This window comes from Devosia sp. BK (genome assembly GCF_032907385.1).
In the GTDB taxonomy this organism is placed as follows: domain Bacteria; phylum Pseudomonadota; class Alphaproteobacteria; order Rhizobiales; family Devosiaceae; genus Devosia.
In genome coordinates, this window is record NZ_JAIMBX010000005.1 from 48,882 (window position 1) to 68,289 (window position 19,408).

Consider the following 19,408-nt stretch of genomic DNA (forward strand, 5'->3'; position numbering starts at 1 on the left):
ATCGGGGTACTAGAAATCGTAACGAGAGCTTAATAAGCAGATTTTAGCCCCTTTGTAACCCCCTGGACAACCGCTCGGAACCAGTCATGCGACGCAGTGCGCCCCCTCTAAAATTCTGCGGAGCAGTTGCCGCTTTGGCTGCCATCGCACCCTATTCGTCGACCCATGGGCAGCCACTAGCCATTGATATCAATTCGTTTTTTCCGCCCAAATCGACAGAGTTGAATTCTGCATCCGCCCCCACAGCATCGGTTCAACCAGCAGTGGATGATTTCGTGTTTGGCGCTGACGGGGTGGCTTCAAGCGTCGATCAGTCACCCGTTCTGGAGAATTTCACGAACCAAATTGGGTATGACGAGCCTATTAAAAGGTCACTTGAGCTTTTGGATGATCTTCCTGATCGAGGTAGTTCTAACGTTGCTGAGTGCGCTCCATCGCCGTTTTCGGTCGATCAGATCCAGCAGATGGTGACCGAGGCGGCGGAACGCCACAGTGTCGATATTTCGCTCGCCGTAGCGATTGCTTACGCGGAAAGCCGATTTGACCGGGAGCGCAACTCGCCGGCAGGCGCGCGCGGTCCCATGCAGCTGATGCCGGGCACAGCAGACCGCTTCGGCGTGACGGATCCCTGCGATGCTGCAACCAATATCGACGGTGGCGTGCGCTATCTGGCTTGGCTGACCGAGAAATTCGGCAATCCCCTGCTCGTGGCTGCCGCCTACAATGCAGGCGAAGGCAGGGTCGTGGAATATGGCGGAGTGCCGCCGATATTCGAGACGGTCAACTATCTTGCGACCGTCGTGAATTACCAGATGGGCATCGAGATCGAGCCTAGTGGCAAAGCGACACCAGCAGTTGCGCCGGGCAGCCCGGCTACGGACCCGGCCCCTCTCTCGTCGGCGCCCATTGGCGGCATCATCCAAGCAACCAAGCCCGGCGAATTTGTCGCTGGGGTGATGGAATTTTAGCGCAGCGAAAGGACTATCCATGCTCAGAAACTGGCCAACCAAGACCCTCCGCAAATATGGCCTGGCCGTCCCGGTGACGGTCGCGGTGCAGATGGCCTTGCCATCCCATGCCTATGCACAGGGTCAGGGGGGTAGTGGTGGCGCGTTCGGTCCTCTGGAAGCAGCCGTCCAAATGATCGTGGATTTTGTGACCGGTCCTTTTGGCCGGTCGCTGGCGATCATTGCCGTCATCTCGCTTGGTTTCATGGCCTTTGCTGGCCGGCTGTCTTGGTTCACGGCAGGCGCCGTTGTGATCGGCATTGGCTTGGTGTTCGGCGCGCCGGCCATGGTCGATGCGCTGATCGGCACTGTTGGCGGCAACTGATGGACGCACAAGATGTCGATCCAGACATCACCCCTTTGGTGATCGGGCTGACCCGGTCGCCAACTCTTTGGGGCGTGCCCTACATGGCGATCGTTCTGGTGGTCGGGCTGGGCATTATCGCGTGGCTGGCGACCAACTCGCTTTGGTCGCTGCTCGTCGTGCCTGTCGCCTATCTGGTCCTTTTTAGCCTTTGCGCGCGCGACGCCCGCATCCTGGACGTCCTGCAAGTCACTTCACGCCGTACTCCCCGCACCCGGAACAAGGGGTTTTGGGGCACAAATTCATATGGACCATAGACCATGCTGAATGCGCTGCGCGATGAAATGGGTTTCGGAAGCTCTTTGAAGGGCGAAGCCCTGATGAGCCGCCATATCCCCCATACGCGACACGTAGCGGATAGCGTTGTGCGATTGAAGAATGACGCGCTGATGAGCGTTATCAAGCTCAACGGTCTGTTTTTCCAGACTGAAGATCAGGCCGAAATCAACCTTCGGTCGGCGGTACAAAACACGTTGATCCGCGCCCTCGGATCAAGCCGGTTCTCAGTCTGGTCCACCGTGGTGCGCCGGGAGCTCAAGCCGTCGCTCCCGAGCGACTTTGACGATCCGTTCTGCCGGGAACTGGACGAGCGCTATCAGACCCGCCTGGCCCAAAAGCGCATGTTCACAAACGATATTTTTCTCACCATCGTACGCTCAGATTTGAAAGGCGCGCTCGGCCTCAGCGATCAGGTCAAACGCCTCTGGGACCGCTCGAACGGCAACGCAGTAACCACCCAGCAGCTGCGCGAGTCTGCCTCCGATCTGGAGGAACATGTCGCCAATATCGCAGGCGGTCTCGCCAAATATGGCGCGCGAGTTCTCGGCATCGTGCGTCGTGACGGCGATCCGTACTCCGAGCCGTGCGAATTCCTCGAGCTGATCCTGTCCGGTGGCGTGTCGCGGCAAATGCGACTGCCCCGCATGGCGATCAATGGCTATGTCGGGTCGGCGCGGCTGCACTTCGGCAAACGCGCCATGCAGGTCCAGGCGGCGGACGAGGCCGATGATCGGTTTGGCGCCATGCTCTCAATCAAGGAATACCCACCCTTTACCGGGCCTGGGATGCTGGATGGTCTCTTGCAGCTTCCTCACGAATTCATCCTGACCCAGTCGTTTTCAATCTCAGACAAACCGATTGCTCAGGAACGCATCACGCGCCTCAAGCGCCAGATCGCGGCATCCGACGAGGCCGGCAGCGCCGTCGAGGAGAATATCGACCGGGCGCTTAACCAGCTTGCCAATCAAGAGGCGGTCTTTGGCGTCCATCATCTGAGCCTTTTGGCAATCGGCCGCTCGAATGAAAAACTGGGCAAGGTGGTGTCGGACCTGGGCGCAAGCCTGACCGACATGAACATCAATTGGGTGCGTGAAGACCTCAATCTTGAAGCGGCGTTTTGGGCGCAATTGCCGGGAAACCACGGCTATATCGCGCGTGGGGCGATGCTTTCGAGCTCCAATTTTACCGGCCTGTCCTCGATGCATAATTTTGCGCAGGGACGGGAAGAGGCTCCGCACTGGAATCTCCCGATTTCGATCCTCGAAACCACATCGCAAACGCCTTATTGGTTCAACTTCCACCAACGCGACATCGGCCATTTTCTTGTCACCGGACCAACCGGCTCAGGCAAGACAGTAGCAATGACCTTCCTCTTGGCGCAGAGCTTCCGCGTGTCGCCACGGCCCCGCGCCGTGTTCTTTGACAAGGATCGCGGCGCGGAAATTTTCATCCGTGCCATGGGCGGCTCCTATGAAGTGCTGACGCCCGGGACGCCGACGGGTTTCAACCCGCTCCAACTGCCCGACAATGCCGAAAACCGGGATTTCTTGAACCGGCTGATCAAGGTGATGGTAGGCGGTGAGCTGACCCTGTCGCAGTCGGACAATGATCTGATCGAGCAGGGCATTGGCCAGACCATGAGCCAAGGGCTGGAACGTCGCAATCTCGCGACGCTGGCCGCTTTGATGGCGGGGCGAAACCGAGCCGATAGCAACGATCTGGCCGCAAGGCTGCGCCCCTGGTTTGATGGCGACAAGGCCTGGCTGTTCAATGCCCCAACCGACGCTCTGAGCCTGGGTGGCACCCGCTGCTTTGGCTTCGATATGACCAATATCCTGAGCAATACCGAAGTTCGGACCCCGGCGTTGATGTATATCTATCATCGCCTGGACGAGTTGCTGAACGGCGAGCCGGTCATGTTCTTCATGGACGAAGGCTGGCAGCTTTTGTCCGATCCGACCTTTAGCCACTTCATCATGGATAAGATGAAAACGATCCGTAAGCTCAACGGCATCGTGGGTTTTGGCACGCAGTCGGCTGCCGACATCGCCAAATCGTCCGTGTCCCACACCTTGATCGAGCAGTCATCGACCAACATCCATTTCCCCAATCCACGGGCGGACGAGGAAAGCTACATCAAGCGCTTTGGTCTTACGGCCAAGGAATTTGGCTTCATCAAAACCACGGCGCCGGAGTCGCGCACGTTTCTGATCAAGCATGGCAATGACTCGGTGATCGCCAAGCTCGATCTCTCCACCATGCCGGAAATGGTCAAGGTTCTCTCTGGCAGACGCGAGACTATTGCCGAGTGCGAAGTGCTGCGCATGGAACATGGCAACGACCCTGCGGACTGGCTCGAGCTGTTCATGAAGGGGAGTAACTGATGAAGCGAACCCTTGTTGTGATGGCGATCTGTGCGGCTGCAATGATGGCTCCGGCCCCGGTAGTGGCGCAAGTGCCTGTCAGTGATGAGGCGATCGAGGGCGAACGATCAGAACGGGATAGCACCACGACAGAAATTGGTACGACGGACAGCAGTCGCGCGGTCGTTTCGACCAACATAACCTGCTCCATGTATCGCCCCTCCACGCGAGACGATCCGAACGATGCAATGGCCCGCAACCCAGAAATTGCGGGCCTGGTTCGCCGGGTAGCGCGCGAGGAAGGCATCGATGAAGAGATCTTCATGGCCTTGGTCTACCAGGAAAGCCGCCTGAACCCCTGCATTGGCTCCTCGGCCGGCGCCTACGGATTGGCTCAGCTTATGCCGGGAACGGCAGAGGATTTGGGAGTCAATCGGTATAACATCGAGCAGAACTTACGCGGCGGCGCACGCTATTTTCGCCGTCAGCTCAACGCCCATGGGGGCAATGTATCCCTCGCCCTGGCTGCCTATAATGCCGGCCCAGGCAACGTTTCCAAATACGGCGGCATCCCGCCGTTCAAGGAAACCCAGGACTATGTTCGCAACATCACGACCCGCTGGATTCCTGCTCTGGGCGGCTCCGACATGTTGAGCATTCCGCTCAATTACGGTGGCGGGTCTTCGGGTTACACCAACATGCGCGATGCCACGGTGAATGCCATGGGAGCAAGTCAGGGTGCTTCCGCCAACCTCGGCAATGTCACGTCATGGCTGACACAGCTCGGCCAGCAACAGCCGGGTACCATGATTGAATCGTTCGATCACAATTCGACGGCTCGCAATGCCAACCTCGAATTGTTCAACCAAGCAATTGGCATGGCAGCGGTCTTTGCGGACTTGCTCAACAGCAAGAACGCGATGCAGCTCACCGATCAGTCGAGCACGGCACAATCTCTCAATTCGACGCCTAAGGCTGTCGAACCTGACCCAAGCGAGCCGGTCGAAAATATCTGCGAAGAGCCCGGCACGACCTGGGACGACGAGACCGAGTCCTGTGTGGCGGAGCTTGAACCTGCTGGGCGCGTAACCCTGCAACTGACCCCGGAGTTATAGCTATGACGATCAAGGAAATCGGTTTTATCAGCATCGCGGTAATGATGGGGTTCTCCCTGCCCGCAATGGCTCAAGTGCCAGTGATTGACCGCGAAAATCTCAGCATTGCGCGTGACACTGCCAGCACGACAAACGACATCCTCGATACAAATAAGGAAATCCTGACGACAGTAGAAGACACGCTAAAGGCGGTTATTGGCGACCGCTCAAGCGTCCAGCAGCCAATGCAAGACCTCGCCGTAGGCAGCGGTTTCTCTGTCGGCTCGATGCCCGATCTTTCGAGCATCATGTCGGGTGGGGTTCCCAATTTTGGATCGGGCAATGACGATATTGCCCAATTTGCCAGCCTATTCATCAACGGGATGAAGCTCGTCAAGTCGCTCTCGGGAGAGGAAAATTCCGACTTTGCCGGGGATAAATCCTACGAGCAGTTGATGAACACTGTCATGGGCGTTTCCGCGCTTGTGAAGGGTACCCAAGAGGGTGTCACGAACCGCCGGGATTCCTTTGAGCAGGCCAGCCAACAGATCGGCAAAGCCGAGGACATCAAAGGTTCAATCGACCAAAACACTCAGTTGCAGGTGCAAGCGGGCCTCACCATCAACGAGTTGATCGGCGTGATGAACGGGGCCGTGTCGTCGCTGCAGGCGGACAATGTTCGCACGCTGACCGACATTTCCAACACCACCAAAGGACTTGAGTATGACCGCGGCAGCGAAAACTAAGATGCTTGCGAAAAGTGTCATGCTCGCTGTTGTGGCAGGGCTGTTGGCGGGGTGCGCAACGACGCCCCCGCCCTCAAAGTCCGCGCCATGCAAGCGCCCCGCCAACCTATCGGCATATGCAGCGATCAAGCCGCAGGATTGCGGGCCGATGTCACCAGTCAACTCGGCTGAAGCCGCGGCTGCAATTCTGGCTCTCTAGGGGCGTCGAATGGATTTTCTGAGCCAACTGCTGCAGCGCATCGACGATACGGGCACGAATTTTAGCGAGACAGCCTTTGGTGTCCTGGGCAGCGAGGTTGTGCCCCTGCTGACGATCGCGTTCTATCTCTACGTTGGCTATTACGGCTTGCAGATCATGATGGGCACGGCTTCCGCCAGCTTTGCCAACATTGTCGGCCGGGTTTGCCGAATGCTGGTGATCCTGCTGCTGGTGAGCAATTGGGGTAACTTCAACACCCTGTTTTATGAGTGGATGACGACCGTTCCAGAGAATGCGGGGCGCGCTGTTCTGACCGTGTCAGGTACGGGCGTGACCGAACCCACGAGCGGACTTTCCGACATTTGGCACAGTGCCAACGAGGTCGCCGGCGCCTATTCCGCGCAAACCTCCATTTGGGCGATTTTACCCGGCGTGATGGCCGCAATCATCTGGATTGCTGCGGGCATATTTATAGCAATTGCCCTGGCGCTGCTCATCCTCTCCAAACTCGCCATGTGGGTATTGCTGGGCACTGCGCCGATCTTCGTCGCCTGTTTTTTGTTTCCGGACACCCGAAAATATGGCGCCGGCTGGCTCGATCAGGTGATCCTATATGCCATCATGCCTCTGTTCATCTACACCGTCGCGGCCTTCATGATTGCCGCCGCAACCCCCGAACTTGGGAAGATGAAAGCGGCCATGGAGGCCAACAGCCTCCAAATGTCGGACTTTGCCTCTTTCATTCTCATCGTCATCGCCGGGTCTTTCGTGTTGCTCAACGTGCAGTCGATTGCTGCGAGCATCGCTGGTGGGCAGGCGATGAACCTGGCCGGCGCCACTGGGGGCCTCTTGAAGGGGACGGCCAGGAGAGGGACGGCCGCGGGCACAATGGCGGGTAAGCTTGGATATCAAGGCGTCTCGGCCGGCGTAAATTCCAACGTCACTGCACTCGACAGGATGTCCAGCTCGATGCCAGCGGCTCGGCACATGGCCCAATCCATCAAACAGAACAGCACACCCCGCATCGGGTGATAAATCAGGGTTTTGCCAATGCCTAAAGCCGATTCAGGGCTCGTGACCTACTATCAGGACGGCCAACGCTGGGAAGAAGACATTTCGCGCCGAGATCGGCGTTCGCGCGCCGTCGCTTGGCTCATAGCAATGACCCTCGGCGTCGTCGCGGTATGCAGTCTTGTGGTGTTGGCGATGTTGATGCCGCTCAAGACCTTTGAGCCCTACTTCGTGGAAGTCGATAAAACGACTGGCTACATGGAAGTCACTTCGGGGCTGACCCGCACCGCGACATTGACAGAACAGCAGGCCGTTACCCAGGCCAATGTCGTGCGCTATATCCGTGCCCGGGAAAAATACGATCCATATGCCGTGTCGGAGAATTTCGGTCTGGCGCAATTGCTATCGACAGGTCGTGCCTCCGACGATTTGACCCGGCTTTACAGCAATACCAATCCGACCAATCCGACGAAGGTGTACGGCACCAATCGGACTGTGGCCGTCGAAATCAAATCGGTGACCTTCCCCAATACCTCAACGGCATTGGTCCGGTTCTCGACCACCGAAACTGGCCCGGCCCAGCTGACGGTCAAACACTACATCTCAGTTGTCCGCTTCCGCTACACCGATACCCCCCTTCGCATGGAATGGCGCTTCGATAATCCGCTGGGATTCCAAGTCTATGAGTATCAGCGCGACCAAGAAACCGTAACGGCCGGGAGCCAATAGCAATGAAGCGTATCATCCTCATCCTGAGCGCCATGGCCGGCCTGCTGACACAGGGATTTGCGGCGCAGACCCCGCAATCAGGCCGTCTAGACCAGCGCGTCACGCATGTGACCTACCAGGCCAACAATGTGGTCAAGGTCCGCGCTGCATATGGCATTTCGACCATGATTATTTTCGACGAGTCTGAGAAATTCCAGACCCTGTCGCTGGGCGATTCGGAGAGTTGGCAGATCGTTCCCGCCGCTGCAGGCAACATTCTGTTCGTGAAGCCGATTGCGCGCGATGTGCCCACCAACCTGAACATCGTCACCGATAAGCGCATCTACTTTCTAGAGCTGGTCGACCAGGCGCCCGGCAATGGCGACGTGTTCGGTATCCAGTTCAATTACCCTGAAAATGCCCTCAACGATGCGCTTCGCGAAGAAGCCACGATACGCGCGGCCAATCCTGCGATCAGCAACATCGACAAGGCCAATCTCAACATCAATTACTCATTCTCGGGCCAGGATGCGCTCAAACCCGTCGAAGTTTTTGACGATGGCAAGATGACCTTTTTCCGCTTCGCCGGCCGCATGCCGGCGATCTTCAAGGTCAATCTCGACTTCTCGGAATCGCTGGTGAATTTCCGGCGTGAAGGGGAGTACATCGTGGTCGACGGCACTGCGGCCCAATTTACCCTGCGCGAAGGGGACCTATGGACCTGCATCTTTAATCTTCGCGTGCCCGATATCGCCGCACCCGATCCCTACATCAATGCGCCCGTTCTCGACACCAAAGCGACGACGCGCAGTGGGAGCAATAACTGATGGAACGCGCGCCTGAACTGCAAGCTCTCCAGGGCAGCGGCGAAAGCGTCGTTGCTGACCGGAGCGTCAAAGGCAAGCAGCTCCTGGGCTTCGGCCTGCTGGGTCTGGTGGGGATTGGCGCTCTCTATCTCAACTTTGCGGCGGGGAACACCGCACCGCGCGACATGCTCCAATCGGAAGAAGCCTTCAATACCGAGACATTCTCCCCACCTGGGTTCGTACGAGATTCAGAAGAAGCTGCTCTCGAGCCGGAAGTCGAACCTAATATCGTTGTCATACCGCCGCCCTCTCCACCGGTTGAGGCTGTCGAGCCTGAGCCAGATGTAGCCGAATTTACCGTACCCCCGCCCCCTCCCATGGTTCCGCCGCCACCAATTGTTGAGCCTACGCTGATCGTGCAGGAGCCGGCACCAGTGGTCGAAAAGGAATTTCCCGAGCGCTACCTGTCCGGCCTTGTCGTGATGGACGTTTCGGCGCCCGATAAGGGCCTGTCCGAACCTGCAGCCTTCGATGGCAATGCCAGGCCGCCTGCTACTGTATCGGGCACAGATTCAGCAAGCCAATATCTCGCAAGCTCGATTTCTCAAGAGGATCGTATCGCAAACGCACGCTCCCTTGAGCGGATTGACGCCCTTGTGCCCGAAGGCACGATGATTTCGGGACTGCTCGAAACTGCCATCAATAGCGACCTGCCGGGGCAAATCCGGGCTGTAGTCAATGAAGACGTCTATTCGTTCGATGGCCGCCGCATTCTGATCCCGATCGGCTCTCGCCTGATTGGGGAATACCAGTCTGAAGTCATCCGCGGCCAAAGTCGGGTATTCGTGGTCTGGTCCCGTCTGATCAGCTCCGATGGAGTGTCCCTACGGCTTAATTCTATGGGCTCCGACAGCCTGGGCCGCTCGGGCATGACCGGGTTTGTCGATACCAAGTTCAAGGAACGTTTCACCTCGGCATTGATGCTGTCGGTTCTGGGCGGCGGCATCAACTATCTGACCAATTCCAGCGGTGAGCCTGAGTTTGAAGAAGGCCAGGATGATGATCGCAGCGCCAGGCAAAAGGCGGTCGATGGCGTCGCTCAAACCATGGCCGATTTCATTTCGAGCGAAATCTCGGCCAATGCAAACCTCAAGCCGACGATCAGCATAGATCAAGGCGAGCGGGTTTTCGTCTATGTGCGCCAGGATCTCTCGTTTGCGGCGATGTACGAGGACCCCATAACGGAGGCAATGCGCCAAATCGTTAGTGAGCGGAGATAATGTCCTCAGCCACATCGATGTTGCCAACCCTGCTCTATGTTGTCGAACAGGCATTGGAGCCCCTTCGAAGCCTGCTCGACGACCCGGCCGTCGTTGAAATTTCCGTCAACAAGCCAGGTCAGGTTTTCGTTGAGCGCATAGGTCAAGCCCATATGGAGTTTCACTCCACTCCGGCGATGACGGCAGAGGCGATTAGCCAGATAGCGCAGCGGGTCGCGGCCTATACCAACCAGTTCGTCAATAGTGAAAGGCCTTTGTTGAGCGCCGCCCTGCCAACTGGGGAGCGCATTCAAGTCGTCTTGCCGCCGGCCGCCCCCGATGGCGGAACGCTCTCGATCCGAAAGCAAGTGACCCAGCATTTTACCCTGGAGGAATACCGGGACAATGGCTCGCTCGACAAGGTTGCCGTTTCGCTTGGCGGGCTCTCACAGCTCGATCACGACTTAATCGGCCATCTTCAGGCGCAGCGGATTTATGAGTTTCTTGATACCGCCATCCGCAATCGCGTCTCCATCCTGATCAGTGGCGGTACGTCGACCGGGAAAACTACATTTCTCAATGCGTGCCTCAAAAGTGTCGATCCCAACGAGCGGATTTTGACGCTCGAGGATACGCGCGAGTTGTTCCCAACCCAAAAAAACGTCGTTCACTTGATCGCCTCAAAGGGCGATCAGGGAACCGCCAATGTCACGATTCAAAGCCTGCTCGAATCTTCCCTACGTATGCGACCAGACCGGCTTTTCGTCGGCGAAATTCGTGGTGCAGAGGCCTTTACCTTCTTGCGCGCCATCAACACCGGGCACCCCGGCTCGATGTCGACAGTCCACGCGGATACCCCCCAGGGCGCTTATGAGCAGCTGGTGATGATGATCATGCAAGGCGGCATGGTAGGCTCCTTCAGTAAAGCCGATTTGCTGTCATACCTGCACATGGTTATCCCGGTCGTGATCCAGCTTCGGCGCGACGGCGGCAAGCGCGGCGTTTCCGAAATCTTTTTCGCGCGGCAGCATGACCATGCTGTTTAAAGTCTTCCTGGGGCTGTTTTGTCTCGTGATCGCTTTTGCCGTCTGGTTGCTGTCCTATGGCGCAATCCTGTGGGGCTTCTACGATGACCCCAATATTCTCATGCTGACACTGGCTGAACGGCCATTGATCGCTGCTCAACAGTTCTATGCTTTTCGCACCAACACCGCTTTGCAGGGTGTTGCTGGTATGGCGGCCCTCCCTGCCCTGTTCGTTGCCGGCATCGTGGGCGCCATCGGCTTGCGCAGGCCCAAGAACCCGTTGGGCGATGCTTCCTTCCAGACCATGCCAGACCTTCGAATAGGCAAGTGGTTTGGCAAAAAGGGCCATGTGTTCGGTGTCGTCGCCGGCAAATACCTTCGTCGTGATGACGATCGGCACCATTTGGTGATCGGCCCTACCCGCTCGGGCAAAGGCGCCGGCTATGTGATCCCGAACGCGCTGCAACATCAGGGCTCGATGATCGTCACCGATCTAAAGGGTGAAGTGTATTCCGCAACGGCCGGCTATCGCCGAAAGCAAGGCAACCAGGTCTTCTTGTTCTCGCCTGGGGCCGCCGAAACGCATCGCTACAATCCACTCGATTTTGTGCGGCAGGACCGGGGAACGCGCACCACCGACATTCAGAATATCGCCTCGATCCTCATTCCTGAGCAATCCGATTCCAACAACGCGGTTTGGCAAGGGCTGGCGCAACAGGTCATTGGCGGGATTATCAGCTATCTGCTGGAAAGCCCGCTTTACGAGGGCCGGCGCAATTTTGGCGAGGTCAATTCCCTGCTCAATTGCGGCGTGAACTTGCAGGAGCTGCTGCGGACAATCATCGCGGCAGAGCCATATTTGTCGCGCTTCACCATCGAGAGCTTCAACGCTTACCTGGCCCTTTCCGATCGCGCGGCCGCATCGGCGCTGATCGACATTCAAAAGGCAATGAAGCCTTTCATGAATGAACGCATTGTGGCTGCCACCTCGGTGACCGACATTAATTTGGCTGGGCTTCAACAACGGCCGGTGAGCATCTATCTGGCCCCCTCAATCACCGACATTTCTCTGCTCAAGCCCCTCCTGACCCTGTTCATTCAACAGACCATGGATCTGTTGACGCGGGAGCTGCGGCTAAACCCGATCCCGATGCTGTTTCTGCTCGATGAATTTCGTCAGCTCCGTCGCGTCGACGAGGTCATGAACAAGCTGCCCTATGTGGCCGGCTATAGGATCAAGATGGCCTTCATCATCCAGGATTTGAAAAACTTGGACGAAATCTACGGTGAGACAGCCCGCCACTCGCTGCTCGGCAACTGCGGCTATCAGCTCATTCTCGGCGCCAATGACCAGGCGACGGCTGACTATGTTTCAAAGGCGCTTGGAAAGCAGACGATCCGCTACCAAACCGAATCCCGCCAGATTGAGGTTATGGGCCTCAACCGGCGGACGCGCATCGAGCAGATGCGTGATCGCGATCTGATGATGCCCCAAGAGGTCCGCCAATTACCGGAAACGGACTTGGTGCTGCTCGTGGAAGGCCAAAAACCAGTCCGCGCCAAGAAGGTCCGCTTTTTTAAGATGGAGCCTTTCCAGACAGCGGCCGCTTACGGGGAAGCGCATCGACCGGAAGTCCCCCACGTCGAAATTCGCGAGCGGCTTCCTATCCCGGTCCTGGCTGAAGGGTATGGCAAGAGCCAGGTTGAGCCCGAGCCTATCGTTTCCCCGCCTTCAACTGCACCAGCGGAACAGACTGCTCAATCTGCGCCGACCGAAGCGCCAGATGTTGCTGTCCTTCCCGCCGTAGAACCGGCTGCAGAGAGCAATCTGGCCGATATCATTGCGACTGAGACAACCCTGAAGACAGTCAAACGATCGCCCCGCCCAAAAACACCTGCCGCCAAAATTATCCCGTCGCGACAGGTCAAGGTACGGTCAGCAAAGAAAATTCGTGACGTGACGGATGAAGGTCTTGAGAGCAAGCTCGCGACTGTCGAGGTCGTAAAGGCCAAGGCTAAGGCAACCGGCGACGTGGCCATCACCAAAATCGGAAAACCCCGTCGCCGCCCTGTTGAGGATCTGTTTCGGCTATCACTCGAGGAAACAACCGCCACCGAAGCGGCAAGTGCTACCGCTTAAAAAGGGGCCCGTTGACCCCTTTATTTTGCTACCCGCCGTAGATCGCGTCTCGAATGATGGGACCGTAGTGCGCCCAAAGCAGGATTAGTGCGCCCACTACAATTGAAATAACGGCGAACCACCCCTTTAAATTCGCTTCTTCTGGATGAGCCTTATCCCAGGCGGCGCTTTCACGGCGAGTTCGCCGATTGCGGGCAGCTATATCCGCATTTTGTTGCTCTTGGGCTGCCCAATTATGCTGCTGCTGATCGCTCATGAAATCCAAAGCCCCTATCGATCTAGGTCATCGTCGCGATCACGCTGGCGCTGCTGCTCACTCTGGCGCGGAACCTGTTGACGAGCTGGGTCGCTGTTCGTCTGCTCCTTACGAGCATCCTGCTCGCTGCGGGCTTTTTCAGTGGCTTGTTTTGCCCCGTCAACGCGCATCTGTTGTTCGTGCAACTGACGGGTATTGTCGTTGGCCTTGCGGTCGTCCTGATCCTCGGCCCGCTGATGGTCAGGTTCGGCCTCTGGTGCCTTATGGCGTTCGTAGTACTCTTCCGCACGTCGGCCGTCGCGATCCGCGTCATCGGCGAAAGATCCAACCTGATCCTGGTGGTCGTACTGTTCCGCGTAACGATCACCTTGCTCATCGATCTCGCGCAAAGCCTCCGTTTCCTGCACAACCTCAGCCAGATAGGTATTGCCGTCATTACGCGCTGCGTTGATGACGGCCGACAACTCGGCCGAAAAAATGGCCGTTGTCGGATGATCTGGATCCTTCGGCTCTCCTGCCTCGACCCAGGCATCCTGCGCGCGATCCATGTTCTTCAACAGCGCAATGCCGGCGTCGACGTTTTCAGCGCCATGCCTTTCGACTGCCTCACGATATTGCCTGCGACCCTCGTCAACATCCACGCCTTGCGCCCGTAGTTCCGCGTGTTCGACCAGCTCGGCCGCGGTTTCGACAACGGCGCGCTTAGCTTCGACAACCTCGCGCACCGACTGAGTGAGCTCATCAAGGGCTTTGCGCTCCTCGGGGTCAGTTATCTCGCGCTCTGCCTTGAAGATCGCGGCCCCAACGGCCTTCTCATATTGCTCAAATTCTGGCTTGGTTCTGATATCCTGCTGCGCGCCATCGGACATGCTGGATTCCTCCGAAATGAGTGCCATCAACGATACCATATGCCTGGTAAAGGCGGGAGAGCCTTCGCGGCGCTTATCAAGTTTGATGACCTGCGCTCCCTGGGTCTCAATGCCCCGGACTTGTTCGACTTGAGCGCGGGCGAACTGTGCAACTTTGCTATCGGCAGATAGCGCCAAAGCGCCCCAGGTGCTGACTGCCTCGGTGCGATATTGCTGGCTCCGCGGACTACTGGCATAGACCCGCACTCCTTCGCGCTTGGCGGTATAGCGGGCATGGGCCGGCCTGCTCGTCCCTTCGTGTTCCGTGCGTCCTTTCCGGCTGACCGGGCGGACTTGGTTTTTAGTATATGCCGGCGCACTGGCGATATCGCGCCGATCCGTCATTTCCATCTGGATACCGTTTTGCCGTGCCTGCTCCGCCAGATTTTCTCGCCAATCTCGGAAGGTCGCCGGCCCAATCCTCGGACGCTCGCCATGCTCGGTTTTGGTGGTGATGATCGCATGGGCGTGGACGTGGGGCCGTTTACCGCCAGCGTCAGCCCCTTTGGGATCGGTCGCGGGGTCGTGCATAGCAAAGACATATTTGTGTCCCTGCTCCCCGAAGGTGCGAGCCATAAAGCCCCGGACGGCGCTTTCGAACGCCTCGGGATCGGTCCCTGCCTTGGCAGACATGATGACATGCATCACATCGCGCGGCGCCCGACTATGCAGCTCTTTGCGCCACTCGCGCTGCACCAGGTCACCAGCCTGCTTCTGATCCGCTATGGCCCGCCCACGATCGGTAGTAATCCGGCCGTCAAACTGTTCGACCAGATCACGCAGTTTATGGGTGCCGTACTCGACACCGTTGCCATAGCCGCCAAACCGAAAATTGCTGGGCTGCGCCGGCGGGTCAAGCTTGTTTTGACTAATGGCGCGGGCAATCATTCCCTCGCCCTTTGCATCGGGCGTGCGACGGACACCGCTGGTACTGCGCAGTACCATCAGGCCGGTCATGACCGCCGCACCGTCGTCCTGCCGCTCGATACCGAACGCGAAGCTGTGACGATCCTCGCCGTCTTCAGTGCGCGACGACACAAGGCCATGAAACGTTGACCGTCCGACCTCACGCAACTCCAAATCCGATAATCCAGCGAAGTCGCCCCGGAGCTTTAGGGAGAAGCTGGCCATGTCCTTGCTATGGGCGCGATTATCCATCAGCGGCTCCCATTCTTCGAGGACCTTGGCCCCGTCCCCGGCCAGACCCCACTTTTCACCCCGCTCGTTTTCGACGCGCAAACTACCTTCGCGCGACACGTAATCCAGCATGGCCCCTGCTCTCGCGCCGCCAGCAAAAGATGCTAGCTTCACTACGGCGGACTGACTGCCCTTCGCTAAGCCCGCGTAGCGCACGGTCGTGGGCCTGCTGGGCGCGCTCTGCACCATCGGCTTGCTTGGAGATCGCCCGCCGCCGCTATAGCCGACGCTGACCCCGCCAGAGCTTTTTTGGCCAGCTTGGTCCTGCAGTTGCATCAAGCGTTTGCGCCGGCGCTCGCCCTCTACCTCGGCGCGCAACCGTTCCCGGAGCTGGCTTGCCGCACTGCCGAACGCTGCCAAGTCCATCACACGGTCTCCCGGCGCCGGCTTGGACCGCGCTTAGCAAGCTCTCGAACCTCAAAACCGACGACCCCCATCATGGTCAGGACGTTGCCTAAGGCCATCAAGACCTCGTCTGGATGGACCTCGCGCTTGGCGTTAATCGCCCGCGCAATCTGATTGAGGTTGACCCCAACGGCGCGAAATTCCTCTGCCAATGCTGCGAAAACCAGCCTGTCCTCATAGGCCAGGAAGGGTTTCACCCCTGCGCCCTCGAGGCTCAGGGACCGGATAAAACTCGAAACGGTCAAGTCTGCCGCTTCCGCCGCCGCCTCGATCTGCTGCAATTCGTTACCGCTAACGCGAACCCGCACCACTTCCGACTTGGATGTCTCGGTGATTGGCGCGCTTTGAGCACGCTTTTTCGCTGGGGCATCCACCTCGCTGGCAGTGTGTTTGCGTCGGACCATTTTGCTGCTCTGCCTTGCCTAAAACGCCCCGCCAGCGGGCCAAATCGAGGGCAGGTCCCTCGATCGTCAGCAGGTTGTACCACAAATATGCGTATCCTGCCAAAAGAAACTTAGACCTAATGCCTCTAAACACCTTCAAGGCAACCCGTGCAAACCACATCGCCATATGTCATAAGGAGAGGTCCCGACGACGCCCTGGCGTGAACCTCAAGCCTTCGTGGTTTTCTGGTGAACTGGTTCGATACAGCCTGGTGAAATGCAAAACACCAATTCACCAGAAAACCAGACGTGCAGATTTGCCCAACTGGTTAAATGGCATTATCATAATCACCATGTTCGCAGACCTGCAGGATTTGGATCTACCAGGTGACCATTGGATCAAAGGGTATTGCGAGCGGCTTTGTGCGGCACGACGCGAGGAAGAGCGATGGCGAAGGTAATTTCGTTTGTCAGTGGCAAGGGCGGGGTCGGGAAAACCCTCGGCGCGATCCTGACCTCTGGCGAATACGCGCTTCGAGAGAACCAGGTGCTCGTCATTGATGCCGACCCGACACAGCGGTTCTCTGACTGGTTTTCCGAGTCCGTGCGCCGTGGCAATGGTCCAGAATTTATGACAGTCACAACGGCATTGACCAAAGCTGCGGTTGCCCGTGAGGTACAACTCGCTCACGCCAAATTCGACTACGTGATTATCGACGCCCCAGGCACCGAGGGTGCCGTGAACCAAGAAGTGCTGCGCCAATCCGATATTGTAGCGACCCCGGTCAAAATTGGCCGCGATGAAGTCAAGGCAATGGCCACTGTTGCGGCAGAAGTGGCTCAGGTGAGCGACGAACTTGGACTAGAAATCCCTCACGTCACCTATGTCACCGAGCTGGCGGAAGTCCAAAAGTCGCTGTCGGCCTATGCCACCCTGCACAACTTTATCGTCAAACTCCAGGGAGACGGCTACTCGACACGGATTTTGAAAACCGAACTCTATTCGCGCAACATATACAAGGAACTGCGAAACGGTTTAGGTCCGCTTCAAATAATCGACCCCAATCCGACGATCAAGAAAGCCCGACTTGAGGTCCAAAGATTCGTCAGAGAATTCGACGAAATCCTTGCCGTCGACAAAATCAAGATCAGTGCCTAGAGGAGCCCAAAATGGCAGGTAAAGACGAACTGCTCGATAGCGTTCCCACCATGCGTCGCAGGCCGGCTAACAGCACGCGCCCTCAAGGACATCCGGCGTCCGCCCCCAGCGAGGCGGCGCAGTCGCCCGAGCCCACTGTTGACGCTGCCATCGCAGAGGCCCGTCCGAGCAGAACCGACGCCGCGCCAAACATAAAGAAAGGTTCGCTGTTTGATCTGAAGGCTGCTGAACGCCCGAACTCAAAAGGGGCGGTCAATCTCCTCCTGGCGCCTGAGTTGAAGGCACGGCTGGATGCTGCCAACTATGCGTCAAAGGTGCCACGCGTTCAGATCGTCATTGCTGCGCTCGATGAGTATCTCGAAAAGAATGGCTTTTAGCCGTTATGAAATCGGGACGACTATTCTTCACCGGGCTTGCTGTCGGACTTTTAATGGGTGTCTTCCTGTCCCCCATCCTGACCAACTCGAATTTCGCCGGAGGGGCCCTCGCACAAGCCGTCAACGGGATGGCAGCGCAAATGGCGCCAAGGCCGCCGGCAACTACCTGGCCAACCGGCCCGGAAGCCCTGGCCGCCCTCTTTCAGTTTTCCGACTGGCCTGAATCCGAGGCCGGCGACTCGTCGAGCATTAGCGTTGACGACTGCCTGTCAAATGGCGGCGATTTTATCTGCCGAATGACTATGCATCTGTCATGGGTGGAAACGCCGCGCATTGTGGAAGCCACTCTGAGAAAGTCATTGGATCGTTGGTCCATGCTCGGCTTGAAGGAAATTAAGTCAACGTGAGTCAGACGCTCCGGCCGTCTCTACAGCGCTATTTGGTTAGCGCGTTCCGGCCTTCGCGAGGCCAACCTGTGAGCAGGGCGTTTTTTGCACGATTCAGCAAAGAATCTGGGTCACAATGGCCAAATGCTGAGCTTTAGCCTATTGGGCTTTGGCAGCCTAAAATTCAGAAGTACCAGAAGACTTACGCCCCATGATGATGACGTTTTGCTGGATATTGATGTGAAAGAGATGGAGCGGCACATCAAATTGCTCGGCTTGATCCCCGTGTTGGACGAGGAATCGGGCAAGACGATCTATCGTCGTAAAACCAGCCTCCCAGTCCCCTCTCCTGAAGAACTCGAAAACAGGATTTCGGACCACCTCGCCGCAACGCGCGAGAACGCCAACATCACCAAAGAGGAAATGGCGGAACTGTTGGGACTATCCCAACAATTCTACGGTCGTGCCGAACGACGCGAAGCCCATTTGCGAGTGACCCGGCTGATCCTCATGATTGAGATTCTCGGTCCGGAGATGTTCGACGTTCTGGCCGAAGTTGCACCGCAAATTTTTGGGACGGATGAGGCCGAAGCAAAGGCCCGCGGCAAGTTGGTCAGCACTGTCATGAGGCTGCCCGCCAAGAACGTGCACGAGATCCTGACATATGTTTCGCTGATCGCTGACCTCGTCCAGCGTGAACGCGACGAGGCCGACCATGCCGTTGTTCGCGATGTCAAAGAGCTGATGGACAAGAATGGTTTGACCAGTGAGGACGTGAAAGGGCTGATCCTCGCTGAAAAGGCCAAACGTGGTCCTCGTAAACCTCGCAAGCTCAAGGCTTCGGAAGCCGATAACTGAAACGGCCGCGTCTACGAGGGTCGAAACTGTGAGGTTGGCCCCGGCGCCAAGCGCCAGGGCCGGGTCTTATTAGTCCTGCGGGTCCCAGGGGATGATCGCCTGCACCAACTCGTCGTCCTGGCCGGGAAAGCGACCGAGATTGGCGTTGAGCTTTAGGCCTTTGATGCTGAGGGTGTAGTAGGGTTTCTTGTCGTTGTTGAGCTTCTTCCAAATGCCGCCAACTTCGATGTCGAGGCCGCGCGGAGATTTGGCGAAAACCCTGTGCGTCGGGGCCTTGGGGTTATCGGAGGTGAAAGGCACAACCTTGATATCGAGATCACGATCGAGGGTGGACACGAGGCCGGTGCCGGTGGCTTTGGTGAATTCGTCGCTGTCGAACTTGATGTAGTTGGTGATGGTCATTTTCGCTCTCCTATTGGGCGGTTGCAATGTCGCCGTTAACGCAGGGCGGATAAGGCAAAAAGCGCTCGACGGAGCG

The 19,408-nt window shown here is 57.6% G+C and carries 20 protein-coding genes; 16 read left to right on the forward strand and 4 right to left on the reverse strand.

All coding sequences use genetic code 11. The annotated features are described in order from the left end of the window. Nucleotides 1-134 precede the first annotated feature (134 nt). The 12 genes from DevBK_RS19515 to DevBK_RS19570 all read left to right on the forward strand — a co-directional run bounded on the left by DevBK_RS19515 (nucleotide 135) and on the right by DevBK_RS19570 (nucleotide 13,001). Nucleotides 135-968 (forward strand): lytic transglycosylase domain-containing protein, encoded by an 834-nt coding sequence (locus DevBK_RS19515; RefSeq protein ID WP_317186683.1) that lies wholly within the window; start codon nucleotides 135-137, stop codon nucleotides 966-968. 19 nt (nucleotides 969-987) lie between these two features. Next, complete coding sequence (locus DevBK_RS19520) at nucleotides 988-1,332, forward strand: TrbC/VirB2 family protein (protein ID WP_317186684.1); 345 nt, start codon at nucleotides 988-990, stop codon at nucleotides 1,330-1,332. Beyond that, complete coding sequence (locus tag DevBK_RS19525; protein WP_410494111.1) at nucleotides 1,332-1,628, forward strand: type IV secretion system protein VirB3; 297 nt, start codon at nucleotides 1,332-1,334, stop codon at nucleotides 1,626-1,628. Before DevBK_RS19520 ends, DevBK_RS19525 begins: the two co-directional genes overlap by 1 nt. 3 nt (nucleotides 1,629-1,631) lie before the next feature. Continuing rightward, on the forward strand, nucleotides 1,632-4,034 hold the full coding sequence (locus DevBK_RS19530) for a VirB4 family type IV secretion/conjugal transfer ATPase (protein ID WP_317186685.1): 2,403 nt from the start codon (nucleotides 1,632-1,634) through the stop codon (nucleotides 4,032-4,034). Then, the gene (locus DevBK_RS19535; protein WP_317186686.1) at nucleotides 4,034-5,128 is read left to right on the forward strand and encodes a lytic transglycosylase domain-containing protein; all 1,095 of its coding nucleotides are present in this window, start codon (nucleotides 4,034-4,036) and stop codon (nucleotides 5,126-5,128) included. The genes DevBK_RS19530 and DevBK_RS19535 overlap by 1 nt, the downstream gene beginning before the upstream one ends. 2 nt (nucleotides 5,129-5,130) lie before the next feature. Then, on the forward strand, nucleotides 5,131-5,853 hold the full coding sequence (locus tag DevBK_RS19540; RefSeq protein ID WP_317186687.1) for a type IV secretion system protein: 723 nt from the start codon (nucleotides 5,131-5,133) through the stop codon (nucleotides 5,851-5,853). A 208-nt stretch (nucleotides 5,854-6,061) separates the two neighbouring features. Beyond that, entirely contained in the window at nucleotides 6,062-7,084 is a 1,023-nt protein-coding gene (locus tag DevBK_RS19545; protein ID WP_317186688.1) for a type IV secretion system protein, read from the forward strand. Between the two features lie 18 nt (nucleotides 7,085-7,102). Continuing rightward, a complete protein-coding gene (locus DevBK_RS19550; RefSeq protein WP_317186689.1) occupies nucleotides 7,103-7,792 on the forward strand; it encodes a type IV secretion system protein in 690 nt (229 codons plus the stop codon). Nucleotides 7,793-7,794: 2 nt separating this feature from the next. Further along, nucleotides 7,795-8,598 carry a TrbG/VirB9 family P-type conjugative transfer protein gene (locus DevBK_RS19555; RefSeq protein WP_317186690.1) on the forward strand — a complete coding sequence of 268 codons (804 nt, stop codon included), beginning with the start codon at nucleotides 7,795-7,797 and terminating at the stop codon, nucleotides 8,596-8,598. Next, nucleotides 8,598-9,857 (forward strand): type IV secretion system protein VirB10, encoded by a 1,260-nt coding sequence (gene virB10, locus DevBK_RS19560; protein ID WP_317186691.1) that lies wholly within the window; start codon nucleotides 8,598-8,600, stop codon nucleotides 9,855-9,857. Before DevBK_RS19555 ends, virB10 begins: the two co-directional genes overlap by 1 nt. Then, nucleotides 9,857-10,882 carry a P-type DNA transfer ATPase VirB11 gene (gene virB11, locus DevBK_RS19565; protein WP_317186692.1) on the forward strand — a complete coding sequence of 342 codons (1,026 nt, stop codon included), beginning with the start codon at nucleotides 9,857-9,859 and terminating at the stop codon, nucleotides 10,880-10,882. The genes virB10 and virB11 overlap by 1 nt, the downstream gene beginning before the upstream one ends. Further along, nucleotides 10,866-13,001: a type IV secretory system conjugative DNA transfer family protein gene (locus tag DevBK_RS19570; RefSeq protein ID WP_317186693.1), complete on the forward strand. Its 2,136-nt coding sequence runs from the start codon at nucleotides 10,866-10,868 to the stop codon at nucleotides 12,999-13,001. The genes virB11 and DevBK_RS19570 overlap by 17 nt, the downstream gene beginning before the upstream one ends. 28 nt (nucleotides 13,002-13,029) lie before the next feature. Here the strand turns inward: DevBK_RS19570 and DevBK_RS19575 are convergent, their stop codons facing one another. Genes DevBK_RS19575 through DevBK_RS19585 form a run of 3 tightly spaced genes read right to left on the reverse strand, consistent with a single transcriptional unit; the run spans nucleotide 13,030 to nucleotide 16,171 of the window. Continuing rightward, nucleotides 13,030-13,257: a hypothetical protein gene (locus DevBK_RS19575; protein ID WP_317186694.1), complete on the reverse strand. Its 228-nt coding sequence runs from the start codon at nucleotides 13,255-13,257 to the stop codon at nucleotides 13,030-13,032. Between the two features lie 14 nt (nucleotides 13,258-13,271). Then, nucleotides 13,272-15,728, reverse strand: a complete 2,457-nt coding sequence (locus tag DevBK_RS19580; RefSeq protein ID WP_317186695.1) for a conjugal transfer protein TraA — start codon at nucleotides 15,726-15,728, stop codon at nucleotides 13,272-13,274. Continuing rightward, entirely contained in the window at nucleotides 15,728-16,171 is a 444-nt protein-coding gene (locus tag DevBK_RS19585; protein ID WP_317186696.1) for a plasmid mobilization protein, read from the reverse strand. Before DevBK_RS19585 ends, DevBK_RS19580 begins: the two co-directional genes overlap by 1 nt. A 427-nt stretch (nucleotides 16,172-16,598) precedes the next feature. Between DevBK_RS19585 and DevBK_RS19590 the strand changes: the two genes are divergently transcribed. The 4 genes from DevBK_RS19590 to DevBK_RS19605 all read left to right on the forward strand — a co-directional run bounded on the left by DevBK_RS19590 (nucleotide 16,599) and on the right by DevBK_RS19605 (nucleotide 18,930). Continuing rightward, nucleotides 16,599-17,309 (forward strand): ParA family protein, encoded by a 711-nt coding sequence (locus tag DevBK_RS19590; RefSeq protein WP_317186697.1) that lies wholly within the window; start codon nucleotides 16,599-16,601, stop codon nucleotides 17,307-17,309. A gap of 11 nt (nucleotides 17,310-17,320) precedes the next feature. Beyond that, the gene (locus DevBK_RS19595) at nucleotides 17,321-17,686 is read left to right on the forward strand and encodes a hypothetical protein (RefSeq protein WP_317186698.1); all 366 of its coding nucleotides are present in this window, start codon (nucleotides 17,321-17,323) and stop codon (nucleotides 17,684-17,686) included. Between the two features lie 53 nt (nucleotides 17,687-17,739). Beyond that, nucleotides 17,740-18,093: a hypothetical protein gene (locus DevBK_RS19600; RefSeq protein ID WP_317186699.1), complete on the forward strand. Its 354-nt coding sequence runs from the start codon at nucleotides 17,740-17,742 to the stop codon at nucleotides 18,091-18,093. A 204-nt stretch (nucleotides 18,094-18,297) separates the two neighbouring features. Next, the gene (locus tag DevBK_RS19605; RefSeq protein WP_317186700.1) at nucleotides 18,298-18,930 is read left to right on the forward strand and encodes a helix-turn-helix domain-containing protein; all 633 of its coding nucleotides are present in this window, start codon (nucleotides 18,298-18,300) and stop codon (nucleotides 18,928-18,930) included. 69 nt (nucleotides 18,931-18,999) lie between these two features. Here DevBK_RS19605 and DevBK_RS19610 read toward each other — a convergent pair whose 3' ends face one another. After that, nucleotides 19,000-19,332, reverse strand: coding sequence for a DUF736 family protein (locus DevBK_RS19610; RefSeq protein ID WP_291361985.1), 333 nt, complete (start codon nucleotides 19,330-19,332; stop codon nucleotides 19,000-19,002). Nucleotides 19,333-19,408 lie beyond the last annotated feature (76 nt).

Bases quoted from the DNA above. Each gene is read 5' to 3' on its own strand.
- DevBK_RS19520 (WP_317186684.1), top strand. From the start codon at position 988: ATGCTCAGAAACTGGCCAACCAAGACCCTCCGCAAATATGGCCTGGCC.
- DevBK_RS19525 (WP_410494111.1), top strand. From the start codon at position 1,332: ATGGACGCACAAGATGTCGATCCAGACATCACCCCTTTGGTGATCGGG.
- DevBK_RS19530 (WP_317186685.1), top strand. From the start codon at position 1,632: ATGCTGAATGCGCTGCGCGATGAAATGGGTTTCGGAAGCTCTTTGAAG.
- DevBK_RS19535 (WP_317186686.1), top strand. From the start codon at position 4,034: ATGAAGCGAACCCTTGTTGTGATGGCGATCTGTGCGGCTGCAATGATG.
- DevBK_RS19540 (WP_317186687.1), top strand. From the start codon at position 5,131: ATGACGATCAAGGAAATCGGTTTTATCAGCATCGCGGTAATGATGGGG.
- DevBK_RS19545 (WP_317186688.1), top strand. From the start codon at position 6,062: ATGGATTTTCTGAGCCAACTGCTGCAGCGCATCGACGATACGGGCACG.
- DevBK_RS19550 (WP_317186689.1), top strand. From the start codon at position 7,103: ATGCCTAAAGCCGATTCAGGGCTCGTGACCTACTATCAGGACGGCCAA.
- DevBK_RS19555 (WP_317186690.1), top strand. From the start codon at position 7,795: ATGAAGCGTATCATCCTCATCCTGAGCGCCATGGCCGGCCTGCTGACA.
- virB10 (WP_317186691.1), top strand. From the start codon at position 8,598: ATGGAACGCGCGCCTGAACTGCAAGCTCTCCAGGGCAGCGGCGAAAGC.
- virB11 (WP_317186692.1), top strand. From the start codon at position 9,857: ATGTCCTCAGCCACATCGATGTTGCCAACCCTGCTCTATGTTGTCGAA.
- DevBK_RS19570 (WP_317186693.1), top strand. From the start codon at position 10,866: ATGACCATGCTGTTTAAAGTCTTCCTGGGGCTGTTTTGTCTCGTGATC.
- DevBK_RS19575 (WP_317186694.1), bottom strand. From the start codon at position 13,257: ATGAGCGATCAGCAGCAGCATAATTGGGCAGCCCAAGAGCAACAAAAT.
- DevBK_RS19580 (WP_317186695.1), bottom strand. From the start codon at position 15,728: ATGGACTTGGCAGCGTTCGGCAGTGCGGCAAGCCAGCTCCGGGAACGG.
- DevBK_RS19585 (WP_317186696.1), bottom strand. From the start codon at position 16,171: ATGGTCCGACGCAAACACACTGCCAGCGAGGTGGATGCCCCAGCGAAA.
- DevBK_RS19590 (WP_317186697.1), top strand. From the start codon at position 16,599: ATGGCGAAGGTAATTTCGTTTGTCAGTGGCAAGGGCGGGGTCGGGAAA.
- DevBK_RS19595 (WP_317186698.1), top strand. From the start codon at position 17,321: ATGGCAGGTAAAGACGAACTGCTCGATAGCGTTCCCACCATGCGTCGC.
- DevBK_RS19600 (WP_317186699.1), top strand. From the start codon at position 17,740: ATGGGTGTCTTCCTGTCCCCCATCCTGACCAACTCGAATTTCGCCGGA.
- DevBK_RS19610 (WP_291361985.1), bottom strand. From the start codon at position 19,332: ATGACCATCACCAACTACATCAAGTTCGACAGCGACGAATTCACCAAA.